Below are 25,434 nucleotides of genomic sequence, written 5' to 3' on the forward strand. Positions count from 1 at the left end.
CTTCAGGGACCGGATCAGGCTGGTTTCGGTTCCGCAGTGCCGCACCGTGCAGCGAGAAACTCCACCAGGTGGCGGCCGGTATGCGATGCGGGATTGTCCATCGCGACCTCGGGCGGCCCTTCGGCCACGATCTGTCCGCCGCCATCCCCACCCTCTGGGCCAAGATCGATCAGCCAGTCGGCCTCGGCCATCACATCGAGGTCGTGCTCGATCACCAGTACGGTGTGCCCGGCATCGGTCAGCCTGTGCAGCACATGGATCAGCTTGTCCACATCAGCCATGTGCAGGCCGACCGTAGGCTCGTCGAGCACGTACAGGGTGTGACGATCGGCAGGCAGGGGCACACCACCGCTTGCAGCGGCATCGCCCGGCCGGTTGCGTACCTTGGACAGCTCGGTCACCAGCTTGATGCGCTGCGCTTCGCCACCCGACAGCGTCGGGCTGGGCTGGCCAAGGGTCAGATAGCCCAGACCCACGTCCTGCAGCAGTTGCAGCGGATGGGCGATGGACGGGTGGGCAGCGAAAAAGCCCACCGCCTCGTCCACCGGCATCGCCAGCACCTCGGCCACCGTCTTCTCGCGCCAGCGTACCGACAGCGTTTCGGGATTGAAGCGGGCACCGCCACAGGCCTCGCAAGACGTCTTCACGTCGGGAAGGAAGTTCATCTCCACCGTGGTCTGCCCGGCCCCGTCACATGAGGGGCAGCGACCGGCACCGGTGTTGAAGGAGAAGCGCGATGCGCTCCAGCCCCGGGTGCGGGCATCGAAGGTATCGGCAAACAGCTTGCGGATCGCATCCCAGAAACCGACATAGGTCGCCGGGCAGGAGCGCGGGGTCTTGCCGATCGGAGTCTGATCCACCTCGAGCACCCGACCGACCTGCTGCCAGCCCTCCAGGCTGCGACAGCCCACCAGCGTCTGATCCACCTCTTCCGGCTGTGCCTTGCCGCGGCGTCGCGCCCGCACCGCCTCAGGATCGCCCAGCCGCGCGCGCAGATTGGCGTGAATCACATCGCGTGCGAGCGATGACTTGCCCGATCCCGACACCCCGGTCACCACGGTGAGCCGGGCCAGCGGGATGCTTGCATCGATGTTGCGCAGGTTGTGCAGGCTGGCACCCTCGATGCGGATCGCCGGGTGGTCTGCCGCCACCGGCCGCCGCGGACGCATCGGATGCTGCAAGGGATTGCGGAAGCAGGCACCGGTGGCCGACTCCGGTGCAGCCAGCAAAGCCGCCACATTGCCTTCAGCCACCACCCGGCCACCGCGCACGCCGGCACCCGGGCCGAGGTCGATGACGTGGTCGGCACGGCGGATGGTGTCCTCGTCATGCTCGACCACGAGCAAGGTATTGCCACGGTCGCGCAAGGCTTCCAGGGTATCGAGCAGCAGGCGGTTGTCACGCGGATGCAGGCCGATCGTGGGCTCATCGAGGATGTAGCACACCCCGCGCAGGTTGGAGCCCAGCTGGGCCGCCAGCCGGATGCGCTGCGCCTCGCCACCGGACAGCGTCGGTGCGGCACGGTCGAGCGCGAGGTAGCCCAGTCCCACATGCTGAAGGAAATCGAGGCGACCGCGGATTTCGCTCACCAGGTCACGCGCAATGTCGTTTTCACGCTCGTTCAATACCAGTTCGCCGAAGAAGTCCGCAATCTTGTTCACCGCCAGCTTCGCCAGCTGATGCAGGCCGCGGTCACGGAAACGCACCGCACGCGCGACCGGATTGAGTCGCGCACCCTCACACGCCGGGCAGGGCTCATCGCTGCTGACTGTGTCTTCCGCATCGCCAAGGTCGAGCGCATCCGGATCTTCCACCCGCGCCGCCGTCTTCAGCCCCGTCCCGAAGCACTTTGGACACCAGCCATGCTCGGCGTTGTAGGAAAACAGACGCGGATCAGGCTCCGGAAAGCCGGTCCCACAACTCGGGCACGCCCGCAGCGTCGAAAACGTAATTTCAAAGGGGTCAGAGTCGTTTGATAGTTTCAAAGGGGTCAGAGTCGTTTGATCAAGGGGATCAAACGACTCTGACCCCTTTGAAACAAGTCGCAGCACCTTGAGCACGCCTTTTCCATGCTCCAGCGCAGCACCGACGAACTCGCGCAAGGTCGCCTCGTGTTCCGGCTGCACCACTACCATTCCGAGCGGCAGTTCGATGGAGTGCTCCTTGTAGCGGTCAAGCCGCGGCCATTTTGCGGTCGGCAGATATTCGCCATCCACCCGCAGTTGCGCATGGCCCTTGCCGCGGGCCCACTTGGCGAGATCGGTGTACAAACCCTTGCGGTTGGTGACCAGCGGCGCCAGCACTTCAACCGATGCACCTCTGAGTTCGCGCTGAATCTGGGCGACGATCGCCTCGAAGCTCTGCGGTGTCACCGGTACCTGGCAGTCCGGGCAATACTGCGTGCCGAGCTTGACGTACATCAGACGCAGGAAGGGGTGGATCTCGGTCAACGTCGCCACCGTACTCTTGCGCCCGCCACGACTGGTGCGCTGCTCGATCGCCACCGTGGGCGGAATACCGAACACGCCGTCGACATCCGGTCGGCTCGACGGCTGCACGAACTGGCGCGCGTAGGCGTTGAGCGACTCCAGATAGCGGCGCTGGCCCTCGCCAAACACGATATCGAACGCCAGTGTCGACTTGCCCGAGCCCGACAGGCCGGTGACCACGGTGAAGCGGTCGCGCGGAATCGACACGCTGATGTTCTTCAGGTTGTGCTCACGCGCATGATGAATCTCGATCGCCGGTGCCGTCAGCGCACGGTAGGCCACCGGCGCTTCGGCCACCATCGCCGGTGCAGCGCGGGTGCGCGCCAGCGCTTCCGCATACTCGCGCAGCGCAAGCCCGGTGTGAGATGAGGGATGTGCCCTCACCTGCTCCGGACTGCCCTCGACCACGATTTCGCCACCCCCTTCGCCGCCTTCCGGGCCAAGGTCGATGATCCAGTCGGCCGCTGCGATCACATCGAGGTTGTGCTCGATCACGATCAGTGAATTGCCCGCTTCGAGCAGCTTGTTGAACGCCCCCAGCAGGGTAGCGACGTCTTCGAAATGCAGGCCGGTCGTCGGTTCGTCGAACAGGAAGAGCAGACCAGGCGCAGCGTCCACCGCCTTATCCACGGACTTGCCAACAGCCTTATCCACAGCTTTCGACGCACGACTGCCCTTCTTCTGCGCCGCGCTTGCCAGATGGCCGGCCAGCTTCAGTCGCTGCGCCTCACCACCCGACAGCGTCGGCACTGGCTGCCCCAGACGCAGATAATCGAGGCCGACGTCGGACAGGGGTGCGAGCGCCGCCAGCACCTTGGGCTGATCGGCGAAGAAGCCCAGCGCCTCGCGCACCGTCATCTCCAGTACATCAGCCACGGAATGGCCACGCCATTGCAGCTCAAGCACTTCAGGGCGATAGCGCTTGCCGTCGCAATCCGGACAGCGCAGCCAGACATCGGACAGGAACTGCATCTCGACGTGCTCGAAGCCCGAACCGGTGCAGGTCGGACAGCGCCCGTGGCCGGCGTTGAAGCTGAAAGTGCCGGGCGAATAACCGCGCTGCTTGGCCTCGGGCAGGGCGGCAAACAGGTTGCGTATCGGATCCCAGGCGCCAACATAGCTGACCGGGTTGGAGCGCGAGCTCTTGCCGATGGCCGACTGATCGACCATCACCACACCGCGCAGTCCGTCCACGCCCTCCAGTCCGTCGAAGGCGCCCGGCGTGTCCACCGCCTCGCCAAAATGCTTTGCCAGCGCAGGATAGAGCACATCCTGGATCAGGCTCGACTTGCCCGAACCCGACACCCCGGTCAGACAGGTCATGCGCTGCAGCGGGAAAGACACGCTGATTCCGCGCAGATTGTGCTCACGTGCGCCGATCAGGGTCAGATGCGGCGTCGCGGCATCGACCGGACGCGATGGACGCTCCACATCGATACGTTTTCTGCCCGCAAGCCAGGGACCGGTGACCGAATCCGGATTTGCGGTGATCTCCGCCGGCGTGCCGCGGGCGACGATATTGCCGCCGCGCTCGCCAGGGCCGGGCCCGATCTCCAGCAACTCGTCCGCCGCTACCATGACCTGTGGATCGTGTTCGACCACCACCAGCGTGTTGCCCGCGTCGCGCAGCCGCGTCATCACCCCCAGAATGCGGCCGATATCGCGCGGATGCAGGCCGATCGAAGGTTCGTCGAGCACGAACAGCGTATTCACCAGCGAGGTACCGAGCGCCGTCGTCAGGTTGATGCGCTGCACCTCGCCGCCGGAGAGCGTCCGCGACTGCCGGTCGAGCGTCAGATAACCCAGCCCCACATCGGACAGATAGGTCAGCCGGCTGCGAATCTCGCCCAGCACCAGCTCGGTGGCCTCGTCCGCCACACCGGGCAGCTCAAGTGCGGTGATGGCTTCGCGGATGCGATCGACCGGCATCGCCATCAGCTGGTGGATCGCCAACCCTCTTTTTTCAAAGGGGTCAGAGTCGTTTGATCGAGCGGTCAGATCAAACGACTCTGACCCCTTTGAAACGGGCAAGCGCCACAGCAAGGCGTCGGGTTTGAGGCGCGCGCCGTGGCAGGAGGGACATTCGGTGTAGCTGCGGTAGCGCGACAGCAGCACCCGGATGTGCATCTTGTAGGCCTTGGTCTCGAGCCAGACGAAAAAATGGCGCACCCCGTACCAGTAACGCGGCCATGAGCTGTCCCAGTTCTTCCACTTGGCGTCGCCTTCGAGCACCCACTGCCGGTGTTCCGGTGGCAGGTCGCGGAAGGGCACGTCCATCGCCACCCCGGCCTTCTTCGCCATCTTTGCCAGATCCTGCTGGCACTCGCGGTAGCTCTCTGTCTGCCACGGCTTGATCGCGCCCTCGGCGAGCGTCTTTGATTCATCCGGGATCACCAGGCCGAAATCCACCCCGATGACACGGCCGAACCCGCGACAGGTCTCGCACGCCCCGATCGGCGAATTGAAGGAGAACAGGCCCGGGGTCGGATCGCTGTAATGGATGTCGCAGTCGGCACAATGCAGACCCTGCGAATAGCGCCACTCAGCCTCTTCGCCATCGCCGGCGGCAAACACCCGCAAGCGGCCATGGCCCAGACGGAGTGCCGCTTCCAGCGCTTCAGCCAGACGCGAGGGCTCGGCCGCCGAGAAGCGGAAGCGGTCCTGCACGACCTGCAGCACATCGGCATCCACACCCTCTTCGCGCCGATGGATGCGGGTATAGCCCTGTGCGTTGAGCAGCGCGGTGATCTCGGCCTCGCTGTAGGTTTTCGGCACGGTGAGCGGAAAGCAGACCATCAGTCGCGGATCGCCTGCAGCCGCAGCGCGACGGCCGAGGTCCTCACAGATGCTGTCGACCGAGTCACGCTTGACCGGCTTGCCGCAGCAGCGGCAGTGCAGATGCGAGGCGCGGGCGTAGAGCAGCTTGAAGTGGTCCGCAAGCTCGGTCATGGTCCCGACCGTGGAGCGTGAGGTGCGCACCTGGCTGGTCTGATCGATCGCGATGGCCGGCGGCACGCCCTCGATGCGGTCGACCTGAGGCTTATCCATGCGGTCGAGAAACTGCCGCGCGTAGGGCGAGAAGGTCTCGACGTAGCGGCGCTGCCCCTCTGCGTACAAGGTGTCGAACACCAGCGAGGACTTGCCCGAACCGGATACGCCGGTCACCACCGTGAGGCGGTTCAGCGACAGGTCGAGCGAGAGATTGCGGAGATTGTTCTGACGTGCGCCGCGAATGCGGATGCTGTCTTTGAGGTCGGGCATGGCTGGGCTGCTGGAGGGGCGCAAGATGGTCATTGTAGGCTGCAGACCCCATCCCAGGACGATAGGTTCAAGCAGCCATCACAATCATATCGAACGCGCCCGGCAAAACCGGATCAGCCCGATCCGGTCCGGGTGTCAGCGGCGCATGAATGCGCCAGTAGCGCTTATTCCGCGGGCTTTTCCTGCGGTACCTGCGGCACTTCCTCGGGCTTGTTACGCACTGCATCAACGACGCCCTTGCCCGCATCCTTGATCCGCTTTGCCGCTTCCAGGGTGGCATCGGCAATGCGTCTTGCGGCCTGCTCGGTGGCTTCCTTGGCGTCGAGTGCGGTTTCACCCGCCGATTCGACGACCTCAGCCGCCTTCTCGCTGCCAGTCTCGGCTTGCTCTGCAGCCTGCTCGGTCACGGCCTCGACGACGGCCTTGCCGGCTTCTCCTGCCTTTACTGCTGCTTCACCGGCTTTCTCGATCGCCTCTTTGGCGGCGTCCACCGCCTCGCTGGCAGATTGTTCGACCTTGTCGGCCGGCTTGTCCTCGCTACAACCGGCGAGAAAAAGGGTGCTTGCAGCGGCCATCGCGGCCAGCAGGGTTTTCATCAGTCTCATCTCATGCATTTGGGCGAATTTAAGCTTGCACCGTCTGACAGGAAAATTCTGTCAGATACTTCCCGTATTGACCAAAACAAAGGGCCCGTGAGGGCCCCTTGCATTGGATCGGTGCAAATTACTTCACGCGAGCACGGTATTCGTCGGTGCGGGTATCGATTTCGATCTTGTCGCCGATTTCGACGAAGGCCGGAACCGGCAGCTCGAAACCAGTCTTGATGCGGGCCGGCTTCATGACCTTGCCCGAGGTGTCGCCCTTCACGGCCGGCTCGGTGTATTCCACTTCGCGCACGACGGCGTTGGGCAGCTCGACCGAGATCGCCTTGCCGTTGTAGAACACCACTTCGCAGGCCAGGCCGTCTTCGAGGTACTTGAGCGCGTCGGTCATGTTTTCGGCTTCGACTTCGTACTGCTCGTAGTCGGCGTCCATGAACACGTACATCGGATCAGCGAAGTAGGAGTAGGTCACTTCCTTGCGGTCGAGCTGGACCACTTCGAACTTGTCGTCAGCCTTGTAAACCGACTCCGACGGCGCGCCGGTCAGCAGGTTCTTGAGCTTCATCTTCACGACCGCAGCGTTGCGGCCGGACTTGTTGTACTCGGATTTCTGTACCACCAGCGGGTCGGCGCCGACCATGATGACGTTGCCCGAGCGGAGTTCCTGTGCGGTTTTCATGCTGTGTCCTGAACTTGATGCGGCGCGACCGTAGACGCTAACCCGATACGAAAGCGCGCGATTCTACCCTCTCGCGTCGACTATGTGGTTGCAGAATTGCGTCAGACGCACCGCCAGATCCGGCATCGCCGCCTGGCTCAGACCCCAGTTTTCCGCGTGTGGACCGATCACGGGAAGGGCTTCGGCAAACGCAGACCACGCGGCAGCAGGCACTCCGCGACCGTTCCAGGCATGCCAGAACGCTACGAGCGCCCCGGCGGCCGCCGGGTCCAGACCCGCACGATAGCGTTGCAAAAAAGCATCAAGCTTGTCGAAGTGCGCCTCGTCGTCCTGCGCATAGATGTGCCAGACGAAAGGCTTGCCCGCCCATTGCGCACGCACAAACGAATCCTCGCCGCGCACGAAATTCAGGTCGCTCACCCACAGCAGGCGATCGTAAGCGTCCTGGTCGGTGAAGGGCAACACGGCGAGCGAGAGACTGCCTTTGCGCAGTCGCGCACCCGCACTCAGCCCGTGCACACCAAAGGCCCGCGCCAGGTCGCCCAGCACCCGGCCTTCAGGCACCAGCAGCAGCACCGGGCGGCTGCTCCGCGCCCATATCTCGACAAGATTCGTCAGCCCCGGCTGCTCGTAGGCAAACAGGGAGACGATCAGCGTATCCGCGCCAGGAAGTGCAACCTCGTTCGTCGCCAGCCATGCGGCCCGCCCGCCTTGCTGCAGAAAGCCGTCACGGGCCGCAATCAGCCCGGTCTCGCGCAACAGCCCGCCACCGGCGGCATCGAAACCGGGAAAAAAGAAGTGTTTGGTCAAGGGCTGTGACGGATGGGGCGAAGCCAGACCATGGCAACCGCTCACCCAGTCCTCGGCCGACAGATACTCGAGGTTGATCCAGACCGGCGCCACAGGCCGTGCAGCCATCGCCTCGACGTGGGCCTCGGGCAAGGTACAGGCGAAGGCCTCGATGACCACAGCGGCCGGCTCAAGCCGCTCGAGCGGCATCGTCCACTGCCGGATGTCGACGCCCTCGACCACCGCCTGCTGCACTGCAGTGCGAAGCACCGGACACAGGCGCGAAAACGCGACGAAGTCGTCCACCCAGAGTCGCACCCGAAAGCCGTGATCGCGCACGAGTGAACGCGCAAGTCGCCAGCAGACGCCGATATCCCCATAGTTATCCACAACCTGACAGAAAATCTCGTAGTCAGGCGGGGGAAGAAGCGCGTTTTCGGTCATCGTCGTGAACAAGTCGGGGGATTAAAGCGGGAAAGGATGTGGACAAAGGCTTAGGAAGGAAATGGCCGGAAAAGCATGGACATTTCATGCACAGCTGATTAGGGGGTTTATCAACCTGCTTATCAGACCGCGAATCTTGCACTGCAGCAGGCGCTATCCGAGTTATCCACAGATTTTGGTCCACTGTTTACTTCTTTATCTTTATATTTAATAAAGTAAACAACAAACAAAAGCTCAAACAAAAAGGCGGTCCGAGTCCGGCAAACACCTGCCGGAACCCAGGACCGCCTGCGGGTCAATCAGGAATAGTTGTTGAGCTGCTCAAGGTCGGCAGCTTCCAGCCAGCGCCATTCACCCGGCGCCAGCTGCGCATCGAGTTCGAGTCCGCCAACACGGCTGCGGTGCAGGGCTTCCACCCGGTTGCTGGCTGCACCGATCATGCGCTTGACCTGGTGATACTTGCCTTCGCACAGGGTGAGCTGCAGCGTATGCGAACCGGTCTGAACACAGGCCGTTGCCGCAACCGGTGCGGGTTCGTCATGCATCTGCACCCCGGCAAGGAGCGCCGCGAGCAGTTCGGGCGTCACTTCGTGCTTGAGCGTGACCTCGTAGACCTTGGGCGTGCGCTTCTTGCCCGAACTCCAGTAGTGAATGAACTTGCCATTGTCGGAAAACAGCAGCAGCCCGGTCGTATCCTGGTCGAGTCGGCCGATGCTCTGCACACCGCGCAGCAGCATCTGTGGCGGCAGCAGCTTGAAAACGGAGGGGTGAAAAGTCGGTTTCAGCGAACATTCGTAGCCAACCGGCTTGTGCAGCATCAGGTAAGCCTCGGCGCGGAACTGCCACGGCTGATCGCCGATCGTGAACTCGAGCCCGGGAACACCATCGCTGCCGCCGGGTTCATAGTCTGCGAAAGGGTCGTCACACGGAACACCGGCAACACTGACGTGCCCGGCACGGACGAGGGCGCGACATTCCTTGCGGCTGCCAAAACCCTGGGAGTGGAGAAGTCGTTCGATTTGCATGGCTGGCATGGTATCGCGGATGCCGCCTGCGCTTCATCCCATCTCCGTCAGGACGGGCAGCAGCGCTGCGACCATCGGCTGCGTCGGGGTAAACTGACAGCCTGACCGGCAAGGAGACCGTTTTTGAAATTCGAACATCTGATCGAGGTCAATGACCTCGCCAATCCGCTGCTTACCGTGCTTAGCCGCGAAGAAGTCTGGTTCGGCCTGTTGTGCCGCGCCGAGGATTCACGTGCGTTTCTCCCCGGACTTGAGCGCTGCACCATCCTCGAACGCAAGGAGGGCGAACTCCTGCGCGAACTCAATTTCGGACAGGTCAGCATTCGAGACCGGGTGCTCTTCAGCGAACTCGAGTGGATCAGCTTCGAATCCGAAGCCACGGCAGAGCACGCGGGCGGCAAACTGACGATCAGTATCGAAGAGCCCGAGGCCGGGATGCTCTTTCTGCGCTTCGTCTATTCGACCAGCCTGCCGGAAGCCAACGGCAGCGAAGAGGCAAAGTATGCCGATATCGTTCGCTCCGCCTATCATCAGTCCGACATCGACACCATGAAGGTGATCCGCATGATCGCCGAGTCGGGACGACTGCAATAATCCATTCCATCCGGCGTCCGTTGCGGGTGCAGCGGGCGCTTTTTCGTTCACATCAGGAAATAAATCATGTGGTTCAAAAACCTGCAGTTGTATCGCCTGCCCGCAGGGTGGGACATGAGCATCGAGAAACTGGAAGAGCAACTGGCCAAGAAGCCCTTCAACCCGTGCGGCAGCCAGGACATGGAGAGTCGCGGCTGGCTCTCGCCCCTGGGTAACGAAGTTCTGGTCCATGCAGTGGGTGGCCAGTGGCTGATCTCCCTTGGTTTCGAACATCGTCTGCTGCCGTCCTCCGTGGTCAAGCAGGAAGCCGACGAACGCGCAGCGGAAATGGCCGACCAGCAAGGCTTCAAACTCGGTCGCAAGCAGATGAAGGATCTGCGCGAACAGGTCGCACAGGAACTGATGCCACGCGCCTTTACCCGTCGTCGTCGCCTTCACGCCTGGATCGACCCGGTTGGCGGCTGGCTGGCGGTGGACGCGCCAAGTCAGGCCCGCGCGGAAGATGTCATCGAAGAACTGCGTCACTGCCTCGACAGTTTCCCGCTGACGCTGGTGCGCACCGAACGCTCGCCGGTGTCGGCAATGGCCGACTGGCTTGCAGGCAACGAAGCGCCAGCAGGTTTCAGCATCGACCAGGACTGCGAACTGCGTTCGGTCACCGAAGACAAGGCTGCTGTTCGTTACGTTCGTCATCCGCTCGAAGGCGACGAGATCAAGGGGCACCTCGAGGCCGGCAAGTTGCCGACACGTCTGGCCCTGACCTTTGACGACCGCGTGAGTTTCGTTCTGACCGACAAGCTCGAGATCAAGCGCATCGATTTCCTCGACGTGGTGCGCGACCAGATCGACGGTCAGGCCGAAGACGAAGAGGCGCTGTTCAACGCCGAGTTTGCCCTGATGACCGGCGAGCTTGGGCAGTTGCTGCCTGCTGTTGTTGAAGCACTGGGTGGCGAGTTGAAGCAGGAAGCCACAACGGAGATTCATTCGGCAGTAACGAAGTCAGCTGCAGGTGATCCACCGTTCTGAGTGGACACGAGGGCGTAAGCCCAAGAGCAGGTCAAAGCGCTGTCGCATTTGCGGCGGCGCTTTTTTTTTTTTTTTGGGGTGTTCAAAGGGTGTACACAGTATTTAAAGATTTAAAAGACTATAAAGATTATAGTGACCCGAAATCTGTGGATAAGCACTTTTTACCCATACAAAACAGTCTATTGACTGTCTCGTAAACGTGTGCACAGCACCCTGGTAAACGACAGGATCATTTGTTGATGAAATTTTCTCCAGTGTTGTTTACTCAACTTATCCACAATCTGCACGGTGTCTGAATAACAGCTTATACATGCTGTTTTTCGTACATTTTCGATGCGGCTGGTCATCGCTCTGGACGTAAAAAAGGGGAGGAATCCATCGGATCCTCCCCTCTTGTCGAACACGGAAAATCGATCTACAGAATCGATCGATAAATCGCCGTGACGTCTTCCTGGTTCATGTCGCAAGGATTGGTGGCGATCAGACGTTGAATCTGGGTCACCACCTCTTCGGCCATACCGGGAATGTCGGCTTCGCTAACCCCCAGCTGGCTCAGGCGGGTTTCCAGCCCACCATACCCGGCCATCTCTTCCATGCGGCTGACGAAAGCCTCTGCGGCCTCTGCTGCGGACGTAAAGCTGCGGCCCGGGAGCACGCAGCGCGCCAGCTCCGCGTAGGCGGCTGTGGCAGCCCTGAGATTGAAGCGCAGTACCGGCCCCATCACCAGGGCGTTGGAATGCCCGTGAGGGACGTGAAAACGCGCGCCAAGCGGGTAGGCAAGACCATGGATGGCCGCAACGGAAGCATTGACGAAGGCCATACCACCCAGCATCGCGCCTTCGAGCACGGCCGAACGCGCCTGCAGATCCTGACCGTTCTCGAGAACGAGGGGCAGGTTGCGTGAGAGCAGCTCAAGTGCCTTGCGTGCAAGGGCGTCAGCAACCGGGTTCTTGCGCGTGCGGCTGGTGTAGGCCTCGATGGCGTGCACCATCGCATCGAGCGCAGTTGCCGCGCTGACCTTGGGTGGCATGCCCACGGTCAGTCCGGCGTCGAGCAGGGCAATGTCGGGCAGCAGCTGGGGCGTATAGACGGCCTTCTTCTCTCCATTCTCGTTGGTGATGACGGACACCCAGGTGACCTCCGAGCCGGTACCGGCCGTGGTCGGTACCTGAATCAGCGGCAGGCGGCCGCCAGTGGCCATGTCGACGCCGTAGATTTCTTCGATCGTCTGTGTCGAATGCGCCAGCAAGGCCACGACCTTTGCGGTATCCAGTGAGGAGCCGCCGCCGAGGCCGATGACGCCGTCGGCCTCGGCGGCTCTCGCCGCTTCCACCGCTTTGCGCACCATCTCCACCGGTGGATCGGCAAGGACGGCATCGAAGGTCGCGGCTTTCAGTCCCGCCGCAGCGAGGACTCTGCTTGCCCGACCGGCGATGCCGCAGGCGACGATCCCCTGGTCGCAAACCAGCAGCGGTCGTTTAATCCCCAGCTCCTGCGCGAGCTGACCGAGGCGTTCGAGACCGTCGATCTCGGAGATGATCCGTGGCGGGGCACGGAATACGAAATCAGTCATTTGGGTCTCCTTACTGCACGCCGCCCATACACAGGTATTTGATTTCGAGGTAATCCTCGATGCCGTACTTGGAACCTTCGCGTCCGAGACCGGAGGACTTCATGCCGCCGAAGGGGGCGACTTCGGTGGAGATGATCCCGGTGTTGATGCCGACGATGCCGTATTCGAGGGCACCGGAGACGCGCCACACGCGGTTCATGCCGGCCGCGTAGAAATAGGCGGCGAGGCCGAACTCGGTGTCGTTGGCCATGCGGATGGCCTCAGCCTCGTCGGTGAAGCGGAACAGCGGGGCGACGGGGCCGAAGGTCTCTTCCTTGGCGACCTTCATGGCCGGGGTCACGTCGGCGAGGATGGTGGGCTCGAAGAAGGTGTGGCCGAGCGCATGGCGCTTGCCGCCGGTCATCAGGCGGGCGCCCTTGGACAGCGCGTCGGCGATGTGCTCTTCGACTTTCTCGACCGCGTTCATGTCGATCAGCGGGCCCTGGGTGGTGCCGGCTTCCAGTCCGTTGCCGACCTTGAGCTTGGCCACGGCAGCGGCGAGCTTCTCGGCGAAGGCGTCATACACACCGTCCTGCACCAGCAGGCGGTTGGCGCACACGCAGGTCTGGCCGCTGTTGCGGTACTTGGAGGCGAGCGCCCCTTCGACGGCGGCGTCGAGGTCGGCGTCGTCAAAGACGATGAAGGGCGCGTTGCCGCCGAGCTCGAGCGAGAGCTTCTTGATCGTGGGCGCGCACTGCGCGGCGAGCTTGATGCCGATCTCGGTGGAGCCGGTAAAGGTGAGCTTGCGCACGATGGGGTTGGCGGTGAGTTCGCCGCCGATCTCGCCGGCCGAGCCGGTGACCACGCTGAACACGCCCTTCGGAATGCCGGCGCGCTCGGCCAGCACGGCCAGCGCCAGTGCGGACAGCGGGGTCTGGCTGGCGGGCTTGAGCACCATGGTGCAGCCGGCGGCGAGCGCCGGTCCGGCCTTGCGGGTGATCATCGCGGAAGGGAAGTTCCACGGCGTGATCGCGGCGCACACGCCGATCGGCTCCTTGGTGACGACGATGCGCTTGTCGGGCTGATGACCGGGGATCACGTCACCGTAGATGCGCTTGCCCTCTTCCGCAAACCACTCGATGAAGGAGGCGGCATAGCCGATCTCGCCCTTGGCCTCGGTGAGCGACTTGCCCTGCTCTGAGGTCATCAGCACGGCGAGGTCGTCCTGGTTCTCGAGCATGAGCTCGAACCAGCGGCGCAGGATCTTCGAGCGCGCGCCAGCGGTGAGGCTGCGCCATGCGGGCCAGGCGGCATTGGCGGCTTCGATGGCGCGGCGGGTTTCGGCCTGGCCCATCTTGGGCACGGTGCCGACGGTCTCGCCGGTGGCGGGGTTGGTGACGGTGATGGTGGCGCCGGCGTCGGCAGCGACCCATTCGCCGTCGATGTAGCAGCTGGAGCGGAGCAGGCTCGGGTCTTTGAGTGCGAGTGTCATTGTGTTCATTCCTATTGAATGTCAGTTATTGGTCTGGATTGACTGGATTTCGGCCAGTGCTTCACGCATTGCATCGGGTACGCGCACCGGTCGGTTGGTTTTGCGATCGACATATACATGGATGAAGTGACCGGCGGCTGAAACCGTGTCTTCGTCATTGCGGAACAGGCCGACTTCGTAACGAATGCTGCTGTTGCCGATGCGGGCAACGCGCAGGCCGGCCTGAACCACGTCGGGAAAGGCAATTGGGCTGAAGTAGGCGCAAGAAGTTTCGATCACAAGACCAATCACCTCGCTGTTCTGGAAATCGAGCAGTCCGCGCTCGATCAGCCACTGATTCACGACCGTGTCGAAGTAGCTGTAATACTGGACGTTATTCACGTGACCATAAACGTCGTTGTCCATCCAGCGCGTGGTGATCGCCTGAATATGCGGGTAGGCGGCGCGGGTTTCTTCCTTCGATGACATATTGGCGAATCCTTACAGTACCGAGGCGTAGATCGCGCGTGCGTCGGCTTCGGTCACGTCGCGCGGATTGTTGATCAGCAGGCGCTGAATGTTCATGACGTCGCGTGCGAGCATGTCGAGGTCATCGGCACCGACGCCGACTTCGCTCAGGCGCTGCTCGAACGGCATTTCGCCGACCAAGGTGCGCATGGCCTCGATGAAGGCGTCGGCCGCTTCTGCGGCGTTGGCAAAGTTGCGCTGGGGCAGGATGACCTGTGCCAGCTCGGCGTAGGGCGTTTCCGCCGCGCTGCGGTTGAAGGCCAGCACGGGTGACAGTACCAGCGCATTGCTCAGGCCGTGTGGCACGTGATAATGCCCGCCCAGCGGGTAGGCCAGGGCGTGCACCGCTGCAACCGGTGCGTTGGCGAAGGCCATGCCTGCCAGCAGCGAGCCTTGCAGCATCGCCGAGCGTGCGGGCAGGTCGCTGCCGTCGGCGATCACCTTGCGGATATTGGTATAGAGGAGTTCCAGCGCCTTCACTGCAAGACTGTCCGACAGCGGGTTCTTCTTGTGGCGCGAGGTATAGGCCTCGATCGCATGCACCATGGCGTCGATGCCCGTCATGGCGGTGACCCGCGCCGGCAGACCGACGGTCAGCGTGCCGTCGAGAACGGCGATGTCGGGGTAGAGAATGGGCGATACGACGCCTTTCTTCTCCTGCGTCGGCGTGGTGACAATGGCGATTGGCGTGACTTCCGAGCCGGTACCGGCCGTGGTTGGTACCTGGATCAGCGGCAGGCGCGGACCACGGGCAAGCCCGATCCCATAGACTTCGGTCAATGTTTGGGGGGCGCCTGCGAGCAGGGCGACAAGCTTTGCGGTGTCCATCGAACTGCCGCCACCAAAGCCGATAATGCCGTCTGCCCCGGCGGCGCGGGCGGCCTCGGTTGCGCTCAGCACCGATTCCTCAGGTGGATCGGCCAGCACGTCGGTGAATACGGTGGTGGCAACGCCGGCCGACTTGAAGCCTTCGAGTGCAGAATTCAGCACACCGGCCTCGATCAGACCGCGATCGGTCACGATCATCGCGTGACGCATGCCGAGTTCCTTTGCCAGATCGCCAAGACGCGCTGCAGCGCCTGTTTCGCACACGATCCGGGGCGTGGTTTCAAACACGAAATTCGTCATTCTTTTCTCCTTGAGGCGGAATCAGGCGGCTTCGACCACACCGCGTTCGATGCGATAACTGCGGTCGACGAGGTCGGCAGAATGGACGTCGTCGGATTCGGAAAGCACCACGGACAAGCCTTCATTACCCAGGCTTGCGATGACCTCGGTCAGCCGGCGCGAGAGCACCGGCGCGACGCCTTCGAATGGTTCGTCCAGCAACAGCAGGCGTCTTCCGGGCATCAGTGCGCGCGCCAGGGCCACCAGCTTCTGCTGACCACCACTGAGCTGCAGCGCGCGGCGCTCCCGGAACTCCGCCACTTCGGGCATCAGCTCGTAGATCCATGCCAGGCGCTGAGGCGCGTCCTTGATCCCGTTTGCCCAGGCCGGCATCAGGATGTTTTCTTCCACGGTGAGCTGCGGGATCAGGCGGCGGTCTTCCGGGAGATAGCTCACGCCGAGCCCGGCGCGCTTGTAACCGGCCACCTTGCTCATGTCCTGGTCGTGGATGCGGATGGCGCCGGACTCGATGGGCAGCAGGCCCATGATGCTGCGCATCAGCGTGGTCTTGCCCGCGCCGTTGCGTCCGATCAGACCAATCATGGCGCCTTTGGGCACTTCCATCTCAACGTCGCGCAGGATGGGAATGCTGTCGATGGATACGTTGAGTCCCCTGATATTCAGCGTCATGCCGCGCTCCTCTCTTTGTCTTCGGTCTTGCGACCGTGGCCGTGACCGATGACGAGTTCCTGCACCTTGGCATCGCCAAACACCTTGGCGGGCGCGCCATCACTGATGATTTCGCCGCTGTAGAACGCGAGTACACGCGAGACGTAGCGCTCGACGATCTCCATGTCGTGTTCGACGAAAAGCACCGTCACCTTGTGGCGTCGAACCGCAAGCATCACCGTGTCCATCAGCGGAAACTTCTCTTCCACGCTGACGCCGCTGGTGGGTTCGTCGAGCAGCAGCATGCGGGGCTTTCCGATCAGGGCCATGGCGATGTCGATCAGCTTGCGTGCGCCCTGCGGCACTGCGCTGACGATGGCGTCGCGGTATTGCTGGACGGCGAATTCCTCAAGGATCTCGTCGGCCCTTGCGACCCGGGACTTGCTGCGAAGGCCGCTGAAGAAGGACGGTCGTGGCCCCTCGGCCGCGACGAGCGCAATCAGCAGGTTGTCGAGCACGGTCATTTCGGGAAAGAGCTGCGCCACCTGAAAGGAGCGCGTCATACCCTTGCGGATGATCTCGCGTGTGCTCTTGCCGACGATGGACTTGCCCTCGAACAGGATCTCGCCCGACGAAGGTGGCAGATAGCCGGTCACCATGTTGATGAAGGTGGTCTTGCCGGCGCCGTTGGAGCCGATGACGCCGACGACTTCGCCGGATTCGATCTGCACATTGAGGTCACGTGCAGCCGTCACCGCGCCAAAGCTGCGATTCAGGCCGCGGGTTTCGAGAATGGTGCTCATGCCGCAGCCCTCCGTTTCTCGGCGACCAGACTCCACAAGCCCTTGGGCAGGAAGACGATGATGGCGAGCAGCACGAAGCCGAGGATCATCTGCCACGAATGCGGTGCCAGTTCGAGCGCATAGGTGCGCACCAGCGCGAACAGCACGGCGGCGATGAAGGGCGCGGCCACATGCGAAGTGCCGCCGAGCAGGGCGATGAAGACGAACTCGCCCGAGGTGGTCCAGAACGCCATTTCGGGGTCGACATGGCCGGTGGCGAGCGCAGTGAATGCGCCACCCACGGCGGAAATGCCGGCGGCAAAGAGGTAATTGGCGTACAGGATCCAGCGCGGGGAGAGGCCGAGGAACTCGACCCGGATCTCGTTCTCCTTGATGGCCTCGTTGACGCCGCCCAGTCCCGATTTCATGTAACGGTTGAGCGCGATCGCGATACCGCCGGCAACGAGGACCGTGAGCACGAAGATGACCAGTTTCTGATCTTCGCCCGCAGGCATCCAGCCGAGGAAGGAGACGTCATGGACGTTGAAACCGTCGGTCGATCCCAGAGCCTGGTTCTTGACGATGAGACCGTACAGGATCATCGACAGCGCCAGCGAGAGCATCGCGAAGAAGATGTCGCGATAGCGGGTCATCAGCAAGCCGAGGATCGCGGCCACGCCCACTGAGGCTGCAACCCCGAGGCCGATCAGCACGAATGCATCGTGGATACCGAGAAAGGCTCCGCCCATGCCGACGCTGTAGCCGCCGATGCAGAAGAAGAGCCCTTGTCCGAAGGAGACCAGACCGGCACGCATCTGGATCACGACGCCCTGCACCACCAGTCCCTTGGCCAGGGCCAGGGTCAGGATGAAGGTCAGCCAGCTCGGCAGCAGGAAGGCGGACGCAACCAGCACGAGTGCCGACACGACCAGCCAGATTTCTGTTTTATCGAGTTTGAACATCAGATTTTCCTCGCCAGATCGCGTCCGAACAGGCCTTGTGGCCGCACCGCGAGCACCAGGGCCATAACGCCGTAGATCACGAACAGTTCAATTTGTGGTGCGAGGTGTACCGCCGCTGCCCGGGTGATCCCGACCAGCAGGGCGCCGACGATCGCACCTTCGATACTGCCCAGACCGCCGACCACGACGACGGCAAACGCCAGCACGATCACTTCGACGCCGATGCCGGGCGACACCGAGATCGCTGGTGCGGTCAGTGCGCCGGCGATCGCACCCAGCGTGGTACCGACCACGAAGGTCGCGGCGAACATCAACTTCACGTTCACGCCCATGGCGATTGCGATCTCGCGATCCTGAATCACCGCGCGCAGGACTTTTCCGGTATGGGTCCGGTTCAGCGTGAGCCAGCAGGCGGCACCGATCACGGCCGAAACGGCGATCAGTGCGAGGTCGTAATTGGCGAAGGTCAGCTCACCGATCTCGCTGCGGCCGAGCAGGCTGTAGGGCTGGAAGGTGAAATAGGGGTCGACGCCGAAGATGAGCTTGGTGGCATCTTCCAGAATCAGCAGCAGGGCATAGGTGACGATCACCATCAGGATCTCGTCGCGCTTGTACATGAACTGCAGCAGGCCTTGCTCGATCAGCAGACCCACCACCACGCCAGACACCAGCGCGGCACCCAGCAACAAGGCATAGCTCCAGTAGGGCGCGCCTTCTGCGCCGGAGAAATACCAGCCAACGAGGGATGCACCCGTATAGGCACCGATGGAGTAAAAGCTGCCATGTGCCATGTTCAGGATGCGCATCACCCCGTAGATCACGGTCAGACCCGCCGCCACCATGAACAACCATGAGGCGTAGATCATCCCGTCGATCAGAATTGCATAGAGCGTCGTCATGCTCATTGCTCCGATGAGAGAGGGGAAAACACGGAAAGGAGGCCCCGGCGGAATGGCTCCGCCGGGGCAGGTCACGCAGGCTTAGTTACACTGCGCACCGGGGAAGCCGGCCTTGATCCAGTCGGCTGCACTGGTGCCGTCCGGCGGGGTCACGCATTCGCCGCTGTAGGACTTCACGTTGGCAATCGTGGCCTTGTCCGACTTTGCATCGAACTTGTATTCGCCGTAGGCAATGCCCTGCAGCGCCTGATGACCGTTGGCACGCGCCATGCGCACGGTGCCCGACACGGACTCGAAGGTCAGACCCTTGAAGCTGCGGGCCACTTCTTCCTTGGCCGGAATGACGCCGGGCTTGCCCGCTGCCTTTTCCACAGCTGCTTTCAGACCCAGGATGGCCTGTGCCATCTTGAATGCAGGATAGGTCGGGTCCATTTCCGCGCTGCTGCGATAAGCGGTGCGGAACCAGGTGCTCAGCGTGTTTTCCGGTGCGAAGGCACCGAAAGGACCACGTGCACCGATCACCAGGCCATTGGGAGCCTGGCCCTTGAAGCGGTCGAGTGCGGATTCGCCACAGGTCAGGACGGCCGTACGCTTGTCGAACAGGCCGCGGGCGTTGCCCTGGAGCACGAAGGCTTCCATGTCGCCGCCCCAGAAGCTGCTGTGGATCACGTCCGGCTTGCTGACGCTGAGCGCGGAAATCTCGGCACCGTACTGGCCCTGGAAGAGCTTGGGCAACTGCTCGGTGGTGACCTTGACGCCGGGCTTGAGCTGCTTGATGGCAGCCGAGAAATCGCCCCAGGAGTCGTGGCCCCAGGCGTAGTTCTGCTGGATGCTGGCCACGGACTCGAGCTTGCGCCCGGTATCGATGAGATAGCGCGCTGCGCCGATGTTGTCGATGGCGGCATCGAGGCCGGTACGGAAAACGTAGGTGGGGGCCTTGTTCTCCTCGAACAGGCGCGAGGTGCCACAGTCGAACAGTACCGTCGTGAGCTTCAGCTCTTCCGCCACAGGCGCGATGGCCAGGCAGTCGCCGGACGAGATATAGCCGATGACGGCATCAACCTTGTGACGCTCGGCCAGGTTGCGGAACTCTTCCACCTGTTTGCTTGCACCACCATTCTCGTCGACGATGACGGTTTCGATCTCGAGACCATTGATGCCCTTCAGTCCGTAGGGCGCCGGCACCTTGCCTTCATTGAGGGCATCGATCACGAGCTTGGCGCCGTTGAGCGACGGTACGCCAAACGGGCCAGCAGCCGCGCCGGACAGGAAGGTCACGATACCCACACGGAATTTTCCGTTTTCCGCTGCGGTGACCGGCGCCGAAAAACCGATGGCCGCGGCAAGTGCGAGGGCGGTGGGTGCGAGATACGATTTTGTTCTTTTCATCTGGTGTTGCCTCCTTGGGTAAAGCTTTGTTCTACGGAAAGTAATCCGCCGTTCCTGCCGCTCGGGAGCGACGTTCGCGGACAAGGGCGGGCGGCGGTGAAAGGTCTTCCGCCCGATATACGGTCCAGTTGCCGACCATGACCCGTGCGGGCGGGAAGCGGTCGTCCGGCACGACTTCGCCGACGGCCTGCATCTGCACGATCTGGTGGGTGTCTGGGTCGATATATGACGTGAAACCGTCGGGATCTTCAGGTAGCTGCAGGTGCAGCCCCTCCAGCGCTGCCACGATGGCATCCGTGTCCGTCGCGCTGCCGGCCTTTCTGATCGCTGCCGCGATCATCATGATTCCGCTGTATGCGCCTTCGGCTGCATAGGTCGGGAAGCGGCCTTCGGCCTTGTGGAAATCGTTTACAAAACGGCGGTTGCGTTCGCTCTCGGGCCAGTTGTTGTGATGGCGGGCGGAGACGATCAGGCCTTTTGGCGGTTTGTCGCCGAGCGCGACCATGACCTCGTAATTGGCGCCGGTATCGAAGTTCGCGAGGCGGGTGCGGTCAAAAAAGTCGGTGCTTGCCGCCTGCTTCATGAAGGCGATGAAATCTCCGCCCCACAGCGCGGTGACGACGATCTCGGGTTCGGCCTTTTGCAGCGCGTCGATGTAGGGGGAGTAGTCCGGCTCATAGAGCTTGGGCCAGAACATGCCGACCAGGTCGAACTTGACGCCGAGTCGCTCGAAGTTGCTGCGCAGGTCGATCCACGAGACGTGACCGTAGTCGTAGTCGGGGGCAATGAACGCGAGGCGCTTCCAGCCGGTCTTGCGCTGCAGTTCTGCAAGGTAGCGGGCACCGGCCGCCATCGAGGTGTAGGAGTCGTTCGACACCCGGAAGTAGTACTTGTGAAAGGCTTCGATGGTGAGGCGCGATGACGCGTGGTCGGTGCCGACCATGATCACCCGGTTGCGCTGGGCGGTCTGGCTCACCGCATGGGCTACGCCTGAGCTGACCATGCCACATAGAAAACGGGCGCCATCGCGGTGGATGAAATCTTCCGCAATCCGCACCGCATAGGAGGCTTTCGAGCGGGTGTCGTCGATCAGCACCCGCAGCGCCGGTGCAGGGGTGCCATCGCGGGCAAGGTCGGCAAGTGCCAGCTTCATCCCGGCAATGCTGTCGCGACCGTAGATCGCTGCGCGACCGGTCATCGGGAACATGCAGCCTATCGTGGCGTCTGCCTTGCCGGCAGGCGCGCCAAGCTCCACTCGAGCCCACGAGGTCAACGGCTCGACCGCGGCACAAAGTACCAGCAGTGAACATGCTGCCCGGGCTGCAAAACGGCGCCCTGTATGGAACTGGGTCACGACGGTGTCTCCTCTCGATGTCGTTTCGGATGCACGCATCCTTACGACTTTGGTTCAATAACAGCAAAGCCCATGCCAGCCCGGCGATTTGATCGCCAGGGGGCATGGATGCTGGGGTTCAAGGGGGGGGTGATCGAGTTGATGCGAGCTCGAAGCGCGCACGTGAGCGCTTTATGAGCGGATTCCGCTCGCCGTGCGCGCGTGTCTGAGCGGATTGCGCTCGCTTACAGGCCGAGCCGCTGCAGTCGTCGTTTCAGCGCATGGCGCGAGATGCCGAGAATGTCTGCAGCGCGGCCTTTCTGACCGCCGGCTTCACTGAGCGCCGCTTCCACAAACTGACGCTCGGCTTCTGCCAGCTGGCCGGTGATGGGTCCCACCGACGCCGGTTTTTCCTTTTCTGCAGGTGTGTCCGCGTCCGGACTCGCCGTGCCGACAGTCATCTCCTTTGGCAGGTCGGCAGGCACTATGCTGCGTCCGGGCGTCAGGATGGTGAGCCGCTCGATGGTGTTCTTCAGTTCGCGAACATTGCCCGGCCATGGATAGCGCAGGAAGATCTCCCGCACCTCGTCTGACAGCCGGATCGGTGTGCTGCCTTCCTCGCGCGCATAGCGCTGGCAAAAGTGGGTTGCCAGTTCGATGATGTCGTCGCCCCGATCGCGCAGGGGCGGTATCCGGAGCTGGATGACGTTGAGCCGGTAATACAGATCTTCGCGGAATCGCCCCCGGCTCACTTCTTCGGCCAGGTCGCGGTTGGTCGCAGCCACCACCCGCACATCCGTATTCAGCGCCCTTCCGGAGCCAATGGGGCGGTAGCTTCCGTCCTCGAGAAAGTGGAGGAACTTCGCCTGCAATGCGAGGGGGAGTTCGCCGATCTCGTCGAGGAACAGCGTTCCGTTGCCGGCCAGGGTGACGAGTCCGGTGCGTTTCTGATGCGCGCCCGTGTAGGCGCCCTTCTCCGCACCGAACAGCTCGGCCTCGATCAGTTGCTCCGGCAGCGAAGCGCAGTTCACCTCGATGAAGGGGCCGTCGGCGCGCTGGCTGCATGCGTGAATGGCGCGTGCGACGAGTGCCTTGCCGGTGCCGGACTCGCCCAGCAACAGCACGCGGGCAGAACTGCTGGTGGCGACGCGGCGCACGGTCTGATCGAGCTCGCGCATCGCGGGACTGTCGCCGATGAGTGATCCCGACCCGAGTGCGGCCTCGCGGTGGAAGCTGAGTTCGCTGCGCATGCGCTTCTTGTCGAGCACCGTTTCGATTACGTGGAACAGGTCATCAAGTTCGAAGGGCTTGCTCAGGTAGTCGGCAGCGCCAAGCTTCACCGCCTGAACCGCGGCGCGGGTATCGCCGTGCGCCGAAATCATGACCACCGGCAAATCCGGCTGGCGCTCGCGCAAACGCTCGAGCACCTCCATGCCTGAAAGGTCCGGCAGGCGCAGATCGAGCAGCACTACATCGGGTGCGATCCGGGCTGTGGCCTCCAGTCCTTCGACACCGTTGTGTGCGCTGTGCGGAGTGTATCCGGCTTCCTTCAGCGCAAAACTCAGCGAACGTACCAAGGCGGCTTCGTCGTCGATGATCAGTACTGCACTCAAAGCGTGTCCCCTTGTGTTGGCAGGGTGAGCCTTACCATTGTTCCTTCTCCCAAGGTGCTGAAAAACTCGAGCCGGCCCCCCTGCAATTCGGCAAGTTGCCGCGCAATGCTCAGGCCGAGGCCCGAGCCTTTGGGCTTGGTGGTGAAGAACGGGTCGGCCATTCGGGCGAGAACGGCCTCGTCCACGCCGGTGCCGGTGTCGCGTACTTCGATCGCGGCTTCGGACGGACCGGTGCGTGCGACCTGAAGCCTGACCGAACCGCCCGCTGGTGTTGCCTGAACCGCATTCAGGATCAGGTTGACGAGAATCTGGATCACCTGGTCTTCGTCGGCATGAAAAGTGACATGATCCTGATCTTCGGCCACCTCCAGATTAATGCTCGCCTGAAGGGTCGAAGGGTTCATCAGGGAATACAGACGGCTGAGCAGGGCGCGCGCGGAGACCGCCTGCAAATCGGGCGGGCGCGGACGGCCGAACTCAAGCAGATCGCTCATGACACGGTTCAGGCGGTCGATCTCGCGACCGACGTCCTCCAGGAGTTCGAGGCGCTCGTTGTTCTTTTCGCTTCGGGCCAGCGCCTGCACGGTCGTCTTGATCGTCGCCAGCGGGTTGCGGATCTCGTGTGCAACGCCGGTCGCGAATTCGCCGAGCACCGCGAGGCGTTCCACCCGGACCGTGCGTTCGAACATTTCCTGCAACTTGCTCGCCATGCTGTTGAAGCTGGTTGCCACGAGACTGATCTCGTCATCGCCCAGCACCTTGATGCGGTAATTCAGGTCCCCCGTCGATACGGCTTCCGCACCTGCAGTGAGGGGTTCGACCCGTTGTCTCAGGCCCCCGGCCAGGCGCGCGAACAGCACGATGATGACGAGAAGCGCGGTGATGCTGGCGAAGTAGAGTCCGTGACGTGCGGTCTTGAAGGGTTTGATCAGCTGGTCGGGATCGACGACCAGCATCGGTTGCCAGCCTGGCAACACCTCGGGGCCCGCAACCATCTGGCGACTGGGGGTGACGGGTTGGCCCACGACGTTGAAGATGCCCGCCGGGGTCTTCAGCACCGGCTGCAGGATGCCGGCAAGTGAGGCACCGCCGAGCAATTCCGTTACCGATGCCAGGCGCACATGCAAGGCGATGCTGCCCGCATGGTCACCATTGTTGAGGTTACGCAGCGACTGTCGCATCAGGAACCAGCCGGAGGCACCATCTGCCGGTACGACGGGCCCGATTACATCCACACCCGATGCAGGTGTGACCGGCAGGGTGGCCACATCGAAGGCAAGATCGCTCCAGTAGGGGGCGCCGGAAGCGGCCTGGCCGGCGATGATTCTGCTGAGCTGTCCGGATGCACCGAACATCAGGATGCCGTAGAGGTCCGGGACATCGGCTTCGATGCGCAGCAAGGCGTCGATTTCGGTATCGAGCCCGGTCAGAGGGGCCTGCGCGAGCAGGGGAAGTGCGGGATGATTGGACAGGGTTTCGATCTGATAGACGCGAACGTCGAAAAACGCGTTCAGCCGGCTTGCGGTCGATGCCAGCTGAGCCGACAGCCGTTCGCCGGTGATCTGTTCGAGCAGTGCGCTGGCGTAGCGGTCGTAGAGCGCCGATACAAGCACCATTGGCAAAACGGCGCCCAGCAGGGACACCAGAAAATACTTCCGGACGAGACTGTTCCGGATCCTCATGCGCTCATTCCGGCGCCCGCAGGATCAGCGTATCCCCGCGCTGCACGAACTCGAGGTGCTTGAGCACGCTCATGCCGAGCAGGATCTGGTCGTCGCGCATTCCCGGGTTGAGATCGCCACGGATCTGGCGGGCCACGAAGGGGCCGAGCGCGAGTTCGTCGATGAGGGTCATGCGCACGGTGACGTTGCCGTTGGCCGTGATCACCTGTGCCGGCGCGCCCGCCTGCAGCCCGAGCACGGGGCCGAGATGGGCGGGGATGGAAACCTGGGTCGCGCCGGTGTCGAGCAGGAAGCTGACCGGCTGGCCGTTGATGGTGCCCGGGGCGACGTAATGCCCCATGCGGTTGCGCTGGAGCACCAGTTCGCGGCTACCCGGCGCAACTTCCAGGTAGCGGTTGGGGTTGAGTCGGCGATCAACCTGATCGGCAAAGAACAGCCACAGCACGCCGAGCAGCGCCAGCGCCGACAGCCACGACATGATGCGACCGAGTCTGCGGGTGCTGTGCTGCCCGGGCGTGTTCATCGCTCAGTGTGCAGA

General features: G+C 62.7%; 20 protein-coding genes. 2 read left to right on the plus strand and 18 right to left on the minus strand.

The annotated features are described in order from the left end of the window. Positions 1-14: 14 nt before the first annotated feature. From uvrA to CEW87_RS05825, 5 genes are all read right to left on the minus strand, one after another. Complete coding sequence (gene uvrA / locus CEW87_RS05805) at positions 15-5,750, minus strand: excinuclease ABC subunit UvrA (protein ID WP_108971845.1); 5,736 nt, start codon at positions 5,748-5,750, stop codon at positions 15-17. Positions 5,751-5,914: 164 nt separating this feature from the next. After that, complete coding sequence (locus CEW87_RS22350; RefSeq protein ID WP_159098090.1) at positions 5,915-6,346, minus strand: hypothetical protein; 432 nt, start codon at positions 6,344-6,346, stop codon at positions 5,915-5,917. Between the two features lie 127 nt (positions 6,347-6,473). Then, positions 6,474-7,031, minus strand: coding sequence for an elongation factor P (gene efp / locus CEW87_RS05815; RefSeq protein ID WP_108949974.1), 558 nt, complete (start codon positions 7,029-7,031; stop codon positions 6,474-6,476). 63 nt (positions 7,032-7,094) lie between these two features. Continuing rightward, positions 7,095-8,264, minus strand: a complete 1,170-nt coding sequence (gene earP / locus CEW87_RS05820) for an elongation factor P maturation arginine rhamnosyltransferase EarP (RefSeq protein ID WP_108971846.1) — start codon at positions 8,262-8,264, stop codon at positions 7,095-7,097. A gap of 299 nt (positions 8,265-8,563) precedes the next feature. After that, a complete protein-coding gene (locus CEW87_RS05825; protein ID WP_108971847.1) occupies positions 8,564-9,298 on the minus strand; it encodes a 16S rRNA pseudouridine(516) synthase in 735 nt (244 codons plus the stop codon). 114 nt (positions 9,299-9,412) lie between these two features. Here CEW87_RS05825 and CEW87_RS05830 point away from each other — a divergent pair, with 114 nt between their 5' ends. Continuing rightward, positions 9,413-9,883: an SRPBCC family protein gene (locus CEW87_RS05830; RefSeq protein WP_108971848.1), complete on the plus strand. Its 471-nt coding sequence runs from the start codon at positions 9,413-9,415 to the stop codon at positions 9,881-9,883. A gap of 66 nt (positions 9,884-9,949) precedes the next feature. After that, the gene (locus CEW87_RS05835) at positions 9,950-10,909 is read left to right on the plus strand and encodes a recombination-associated protein RdgC (protein ID WP_108971849.1); all 960 of its coding nucleotides are present in this window, start codon (positions 9,950-9,952) and stop codon (positions 10,907-10,909) included. 415 nt (positions 10,910-11,324) lie between these two features. Here the strand turns inward: CEW87_RS05835 and CEW87_RS05840 are convergent, their stop codons facing one another. From CEW87_RS05840 to CEW87_RS05900, 13 genes are all read right to left on the minus strand, one after another. Next, entirely contained in the window at positions 11,325-12,482 is a 1,158-nt protein-coding gene (locus CEW87_RS05840) for an iron-containing alcohol dehydrogenase (RefSeq protein ID WP_108971850.1), read from the minus strand. A 10-nt stretch (positions 12,483-12,492) separates the two neighbouring features. Next, on the minus strand, positions 12,493-13,953 hold the full coding sequence (gabD, locus tag CEW87_RS05845; protein ID WP_108971851.1) for an NADP-dependent succinate-semialdehyde dehydrogenase: 1,461 nt from the start codon (positions 13,951-13,953) through the stop codon (positions 12,493-12,495). Positions 13,954-13,974: 21 nt separating this feature from the next. Continuing rightward, positions 13,975-14,421 carry an acyl-CoA thioesterase gene (locus CEW87_RS05850; RefSeq protein ID WP_108971852.1) on the minus strand — a complete coding sequence of 149 codons (447 nt, stop codon included), beginning with the start codon at positions 14,419-14,421 and terminating at the stop codon, positions 13,975-13,977. 12 nt (positions 14,422-14,433) lie between these two features. Next, positions 14,434-15,588 carry an iron-containing alcohol dehydrogenase gene (locus tag CEW87_RS05855; protein ID WP_108971853.1) on the minus strand — a complete coding sequence of 385 codons (1,155 nt, stop codon included), beginning with the start codon at positions 15,586-15,588 and terminating at the stop codon, positions 14,434-14,436. A gap of 21 nt (positions 15,589-15,609) precedes the next feature. After that, positions 15,610-16,257 (minus strand): ATP-binding cassette domain-containing protein, encoded by a 648-nt coding sequence (locus CEW87_RS05860; RefSeq protein ID WP_108971854.1) that lies wholly within the window; start codon positions 16,255-16,257, stop codon positions 15,610-15,612. Next, positions 16,254-17,039: an ABC transporter ATP-binding protein gene (locus CEW87_RS05865; RefSeq protein WP_108971855.1), complete on the minus strand. Its 786-nt coding sequence runs from the start codon at positions 17,037-17,039 to the stop codon at positions 16,254-16,256. The genes CEW87_RS05860 and CEW87_RS05865 overlap by 4 nt, the downstream gene beginning before the upstream one ends. After that, complete coding sequence (locus CEW87_RS05870) at positions 17,036-17,980, minus strand: branched-chain amino acid ABC transporter permease (protein ID WP_108971856.1); 945 nt, start codon at positions 17,978-17,980, stop codon at positions 17,036-17,038. The genes CEW87_RS05865 and CEW87_RS05870 overlap by 4 nt, the downstream gene beginning before the upstream one ends. Beyond that, complete coding sequence (locus CEW87_RS05875) at positions 17,980-18,879, minus strand: branched-chain amino acid ABC transporter permease (RefSeq protein ID WP_108951433.1); 900 nt, start codon at positions 18,877-18,879, stop codon at positions 17,980-17,982. Before CEW87_RS05875 ends, CEW87_RS05870 begins: the two co-directional genes overlap by 1 nt. 81 nt (positions 18,880-18,960) lie before the next feature. Then, positions 18,961-20,268 carry an ABC transporter substrate-binding protein gene (locus CEW87_RS05880; RefSeq protein ID WP_108971857.1) on the minus strand — a complete coding sequence of 436 codons (1,308 nt, stop codon included), beginning with the start codon at positions 20,266-20,268 and terminating at the stop codon, positions 18,961-18,963. A gap of 31 nt (positions 20,269-20,299) precedes the next feature. Beyond that, positions 20,300-21,475, minus strand: coding sequence for an ABC transporter substrate-binding protein (locus CEW87_RS05885; RefSeq protein WP_199917126.1), 1,176 nt, complete (start codon positions 21,473-21,475; stop codon positions 20,300-20,302). 371 nt (positions 21,476-21,846) lie between these two features. Beyond that, the gene (locus CEW87_RS05890) at positions 21,847-23,214 is read right to left on the minus strand and encodes a sigma-54-dependent transcriptional regulator (protein ID WP_108971859.1); all 1,368 of its coding nucleotides are present in this window, start codon (positions 23,212-23,214) and stop codon (positions 21,847-21,849) included. Continuing rightward, entirely contained in the window at positions 23,211-24,896 is a 1,686-nt protein-coding gene (locus tag CEW87_RS05895; protein WP_108971860.1) for a sensor histidine kinase, read from the minus strand. Before CEW87_RS05895 ends, CEW87_RS05890 begins: the two co-directional genes overlap by 4 nt. Before the next feature lie 4 nt (positions 24,897-24,900). After that, entirely contained in the window at positions 24,901-25,419 is a 519-nt protein-coding gene (locus CEW87_RS05900) for a retropepsin-like aspartic protease family protein (protein ID WP_108949990.1), read from the minus strand. Positions 25,420-25,434: the final 15 nt, after the last annotated feature.

Origin of the sequence: Parazoarcus communis, assembly GCF_003111665.1 — a bacterium.
Taxonomy (GTDB): Bacteria; Pseudomonadota; Gammaproteobacteria; order Burkholderiales; family Rhodocyclaceae; genus Parazoarcus; species Parazoarcus communis_B.

Excerpts from the sequence above, each read along its gene's own strand:
- uvrA (WP_108971845.1), bottom strand. The coding sequence starts at position 5,750 with ATGCCCGACCTCAAAGACAGCATCCGCATTCGCGGCGCACGTCAGAAC.
- CEW87_RS22350 (WP_159098090.1), bottom strand. The coding sequence starts at position 6,346 with ATGAAAACCCTGCTGGCCGCGATGGCCGCTGCAAGCACCCTTTTTCTC.
- efp (WP_108949974.1), bottom strand. The coding sequence starts at position 7,031 with ATGAAAACCGCACAGGAACTCCGCTCGGGCAACGTCATCATGGTCGGC.
- earP (WP_108971846.1), bottom strand. The coding sequence starts at position 8,264 with ATGACCGAAAACGCGCTTCTTCCCCCGCCTGACTACGAGATTTTCTGT.
- CEW87_RS05825 (WP_108971847.1), bottom strand. The coding sequence starts at position 9,298 with ATGCCAGCCATGCAAATCGAACGACTTCTCCACTCCCAGGGTTTTGGC.
- CEW87_RS05835 (WP_108971849.1), top strand. The coding sequence starts at position 9,950 with ATGTGGTTCAAAAACCTGCAGTTGTATCGCCTGCCCGCAGGGTGGGAC.
- CEW87_RS05840 (WP_108971850.1), bottom strand. The coding sequence starts at position 12,482 with ATGACTGATTTCGTATTCCGTGCCCCGCCACGGATCATCTCCGAGATC.
- gabD (WP_108971851.1), bottom strand. The coding sequence starts at position 13,953 with ATGACACTCGCACTCAAAGACCCGAGCCTGCTCCGCTCCAGCTGCTAC.
- CEW87_RS05850 (WP_108971852.1), bottom strand. The coding sequence starts at position 14,421 with ATGTCATCGAAGGAAGAAACCCGCGCCGCCTACCCGCATATTCAGGCG.
- CEW87_RS05855 (WP_108971853.1), bottom strand. The coding sequence starts at position 15,588 with ATGACGAATTTCGTGTTTGAAACCACGCCCCGGATCGTGTGCGAAACA.
- CEW87_RS05860 (WP_108971854.1), bottom strand. The coding sequence starts at position 16,257 with ATGACGCTGAATATCAGGGGACTCAACGTATCCATCGACAGCATTCCC.
- CEW87_RS05865 (WP_108971855.1), bottom strand. The coding sequence starts at position 17,039 with ATGAGCACCATTCTCGAAACCCGCGGCCTGAATCGCAGCTTTGGCGCG.
- CEW87_RS05870 (WP_108971856.1), bottom strand. The coding sequence starts at position 17,980 with ATGTTCAAACTCGATAAAACAGAAATCTGGCTGGTCGTGTCGGCACTC.
- CEW87_RS05875 (WP_108951433.1), bottom strand. The coding sequence starts at position 18,879 with ATGACGACGCTCTATGCAATTCTGATCGACGGGATGATCTACGCCTCA.
- CEW87_RS05880 (WP_108971857.1), bottom strand. The coding sequence starts at position 20,268 with ATGAAAAGAACAAAATCGTATCTCGCACCCACCGCCCTCGCACTTGCC.
- CEW87_RS05885 (WP_199917126.1), bottom strand. The coding sequence starts at position 21,475 with ATGTTCCCGATGACCGGTCGCGCAGCGATCTACGGTCGCGACAGCATT.
- CEW87_RS05895 (WP_108971860.1), bottom strand. The coding sequence starts at position 24,896 with ATGAGGATCCGGAACAGTCTCGTCCGGAAGTATTTTCTGGTGTCCCTG.
- CEW87_RS05900 (WP_108949990.1), bottom strand. The coding sequence starts at position 25,419 with ATGAACACGCCCGGGCAGCACAGCACCCGCAGACTCGGTCGCATCATG.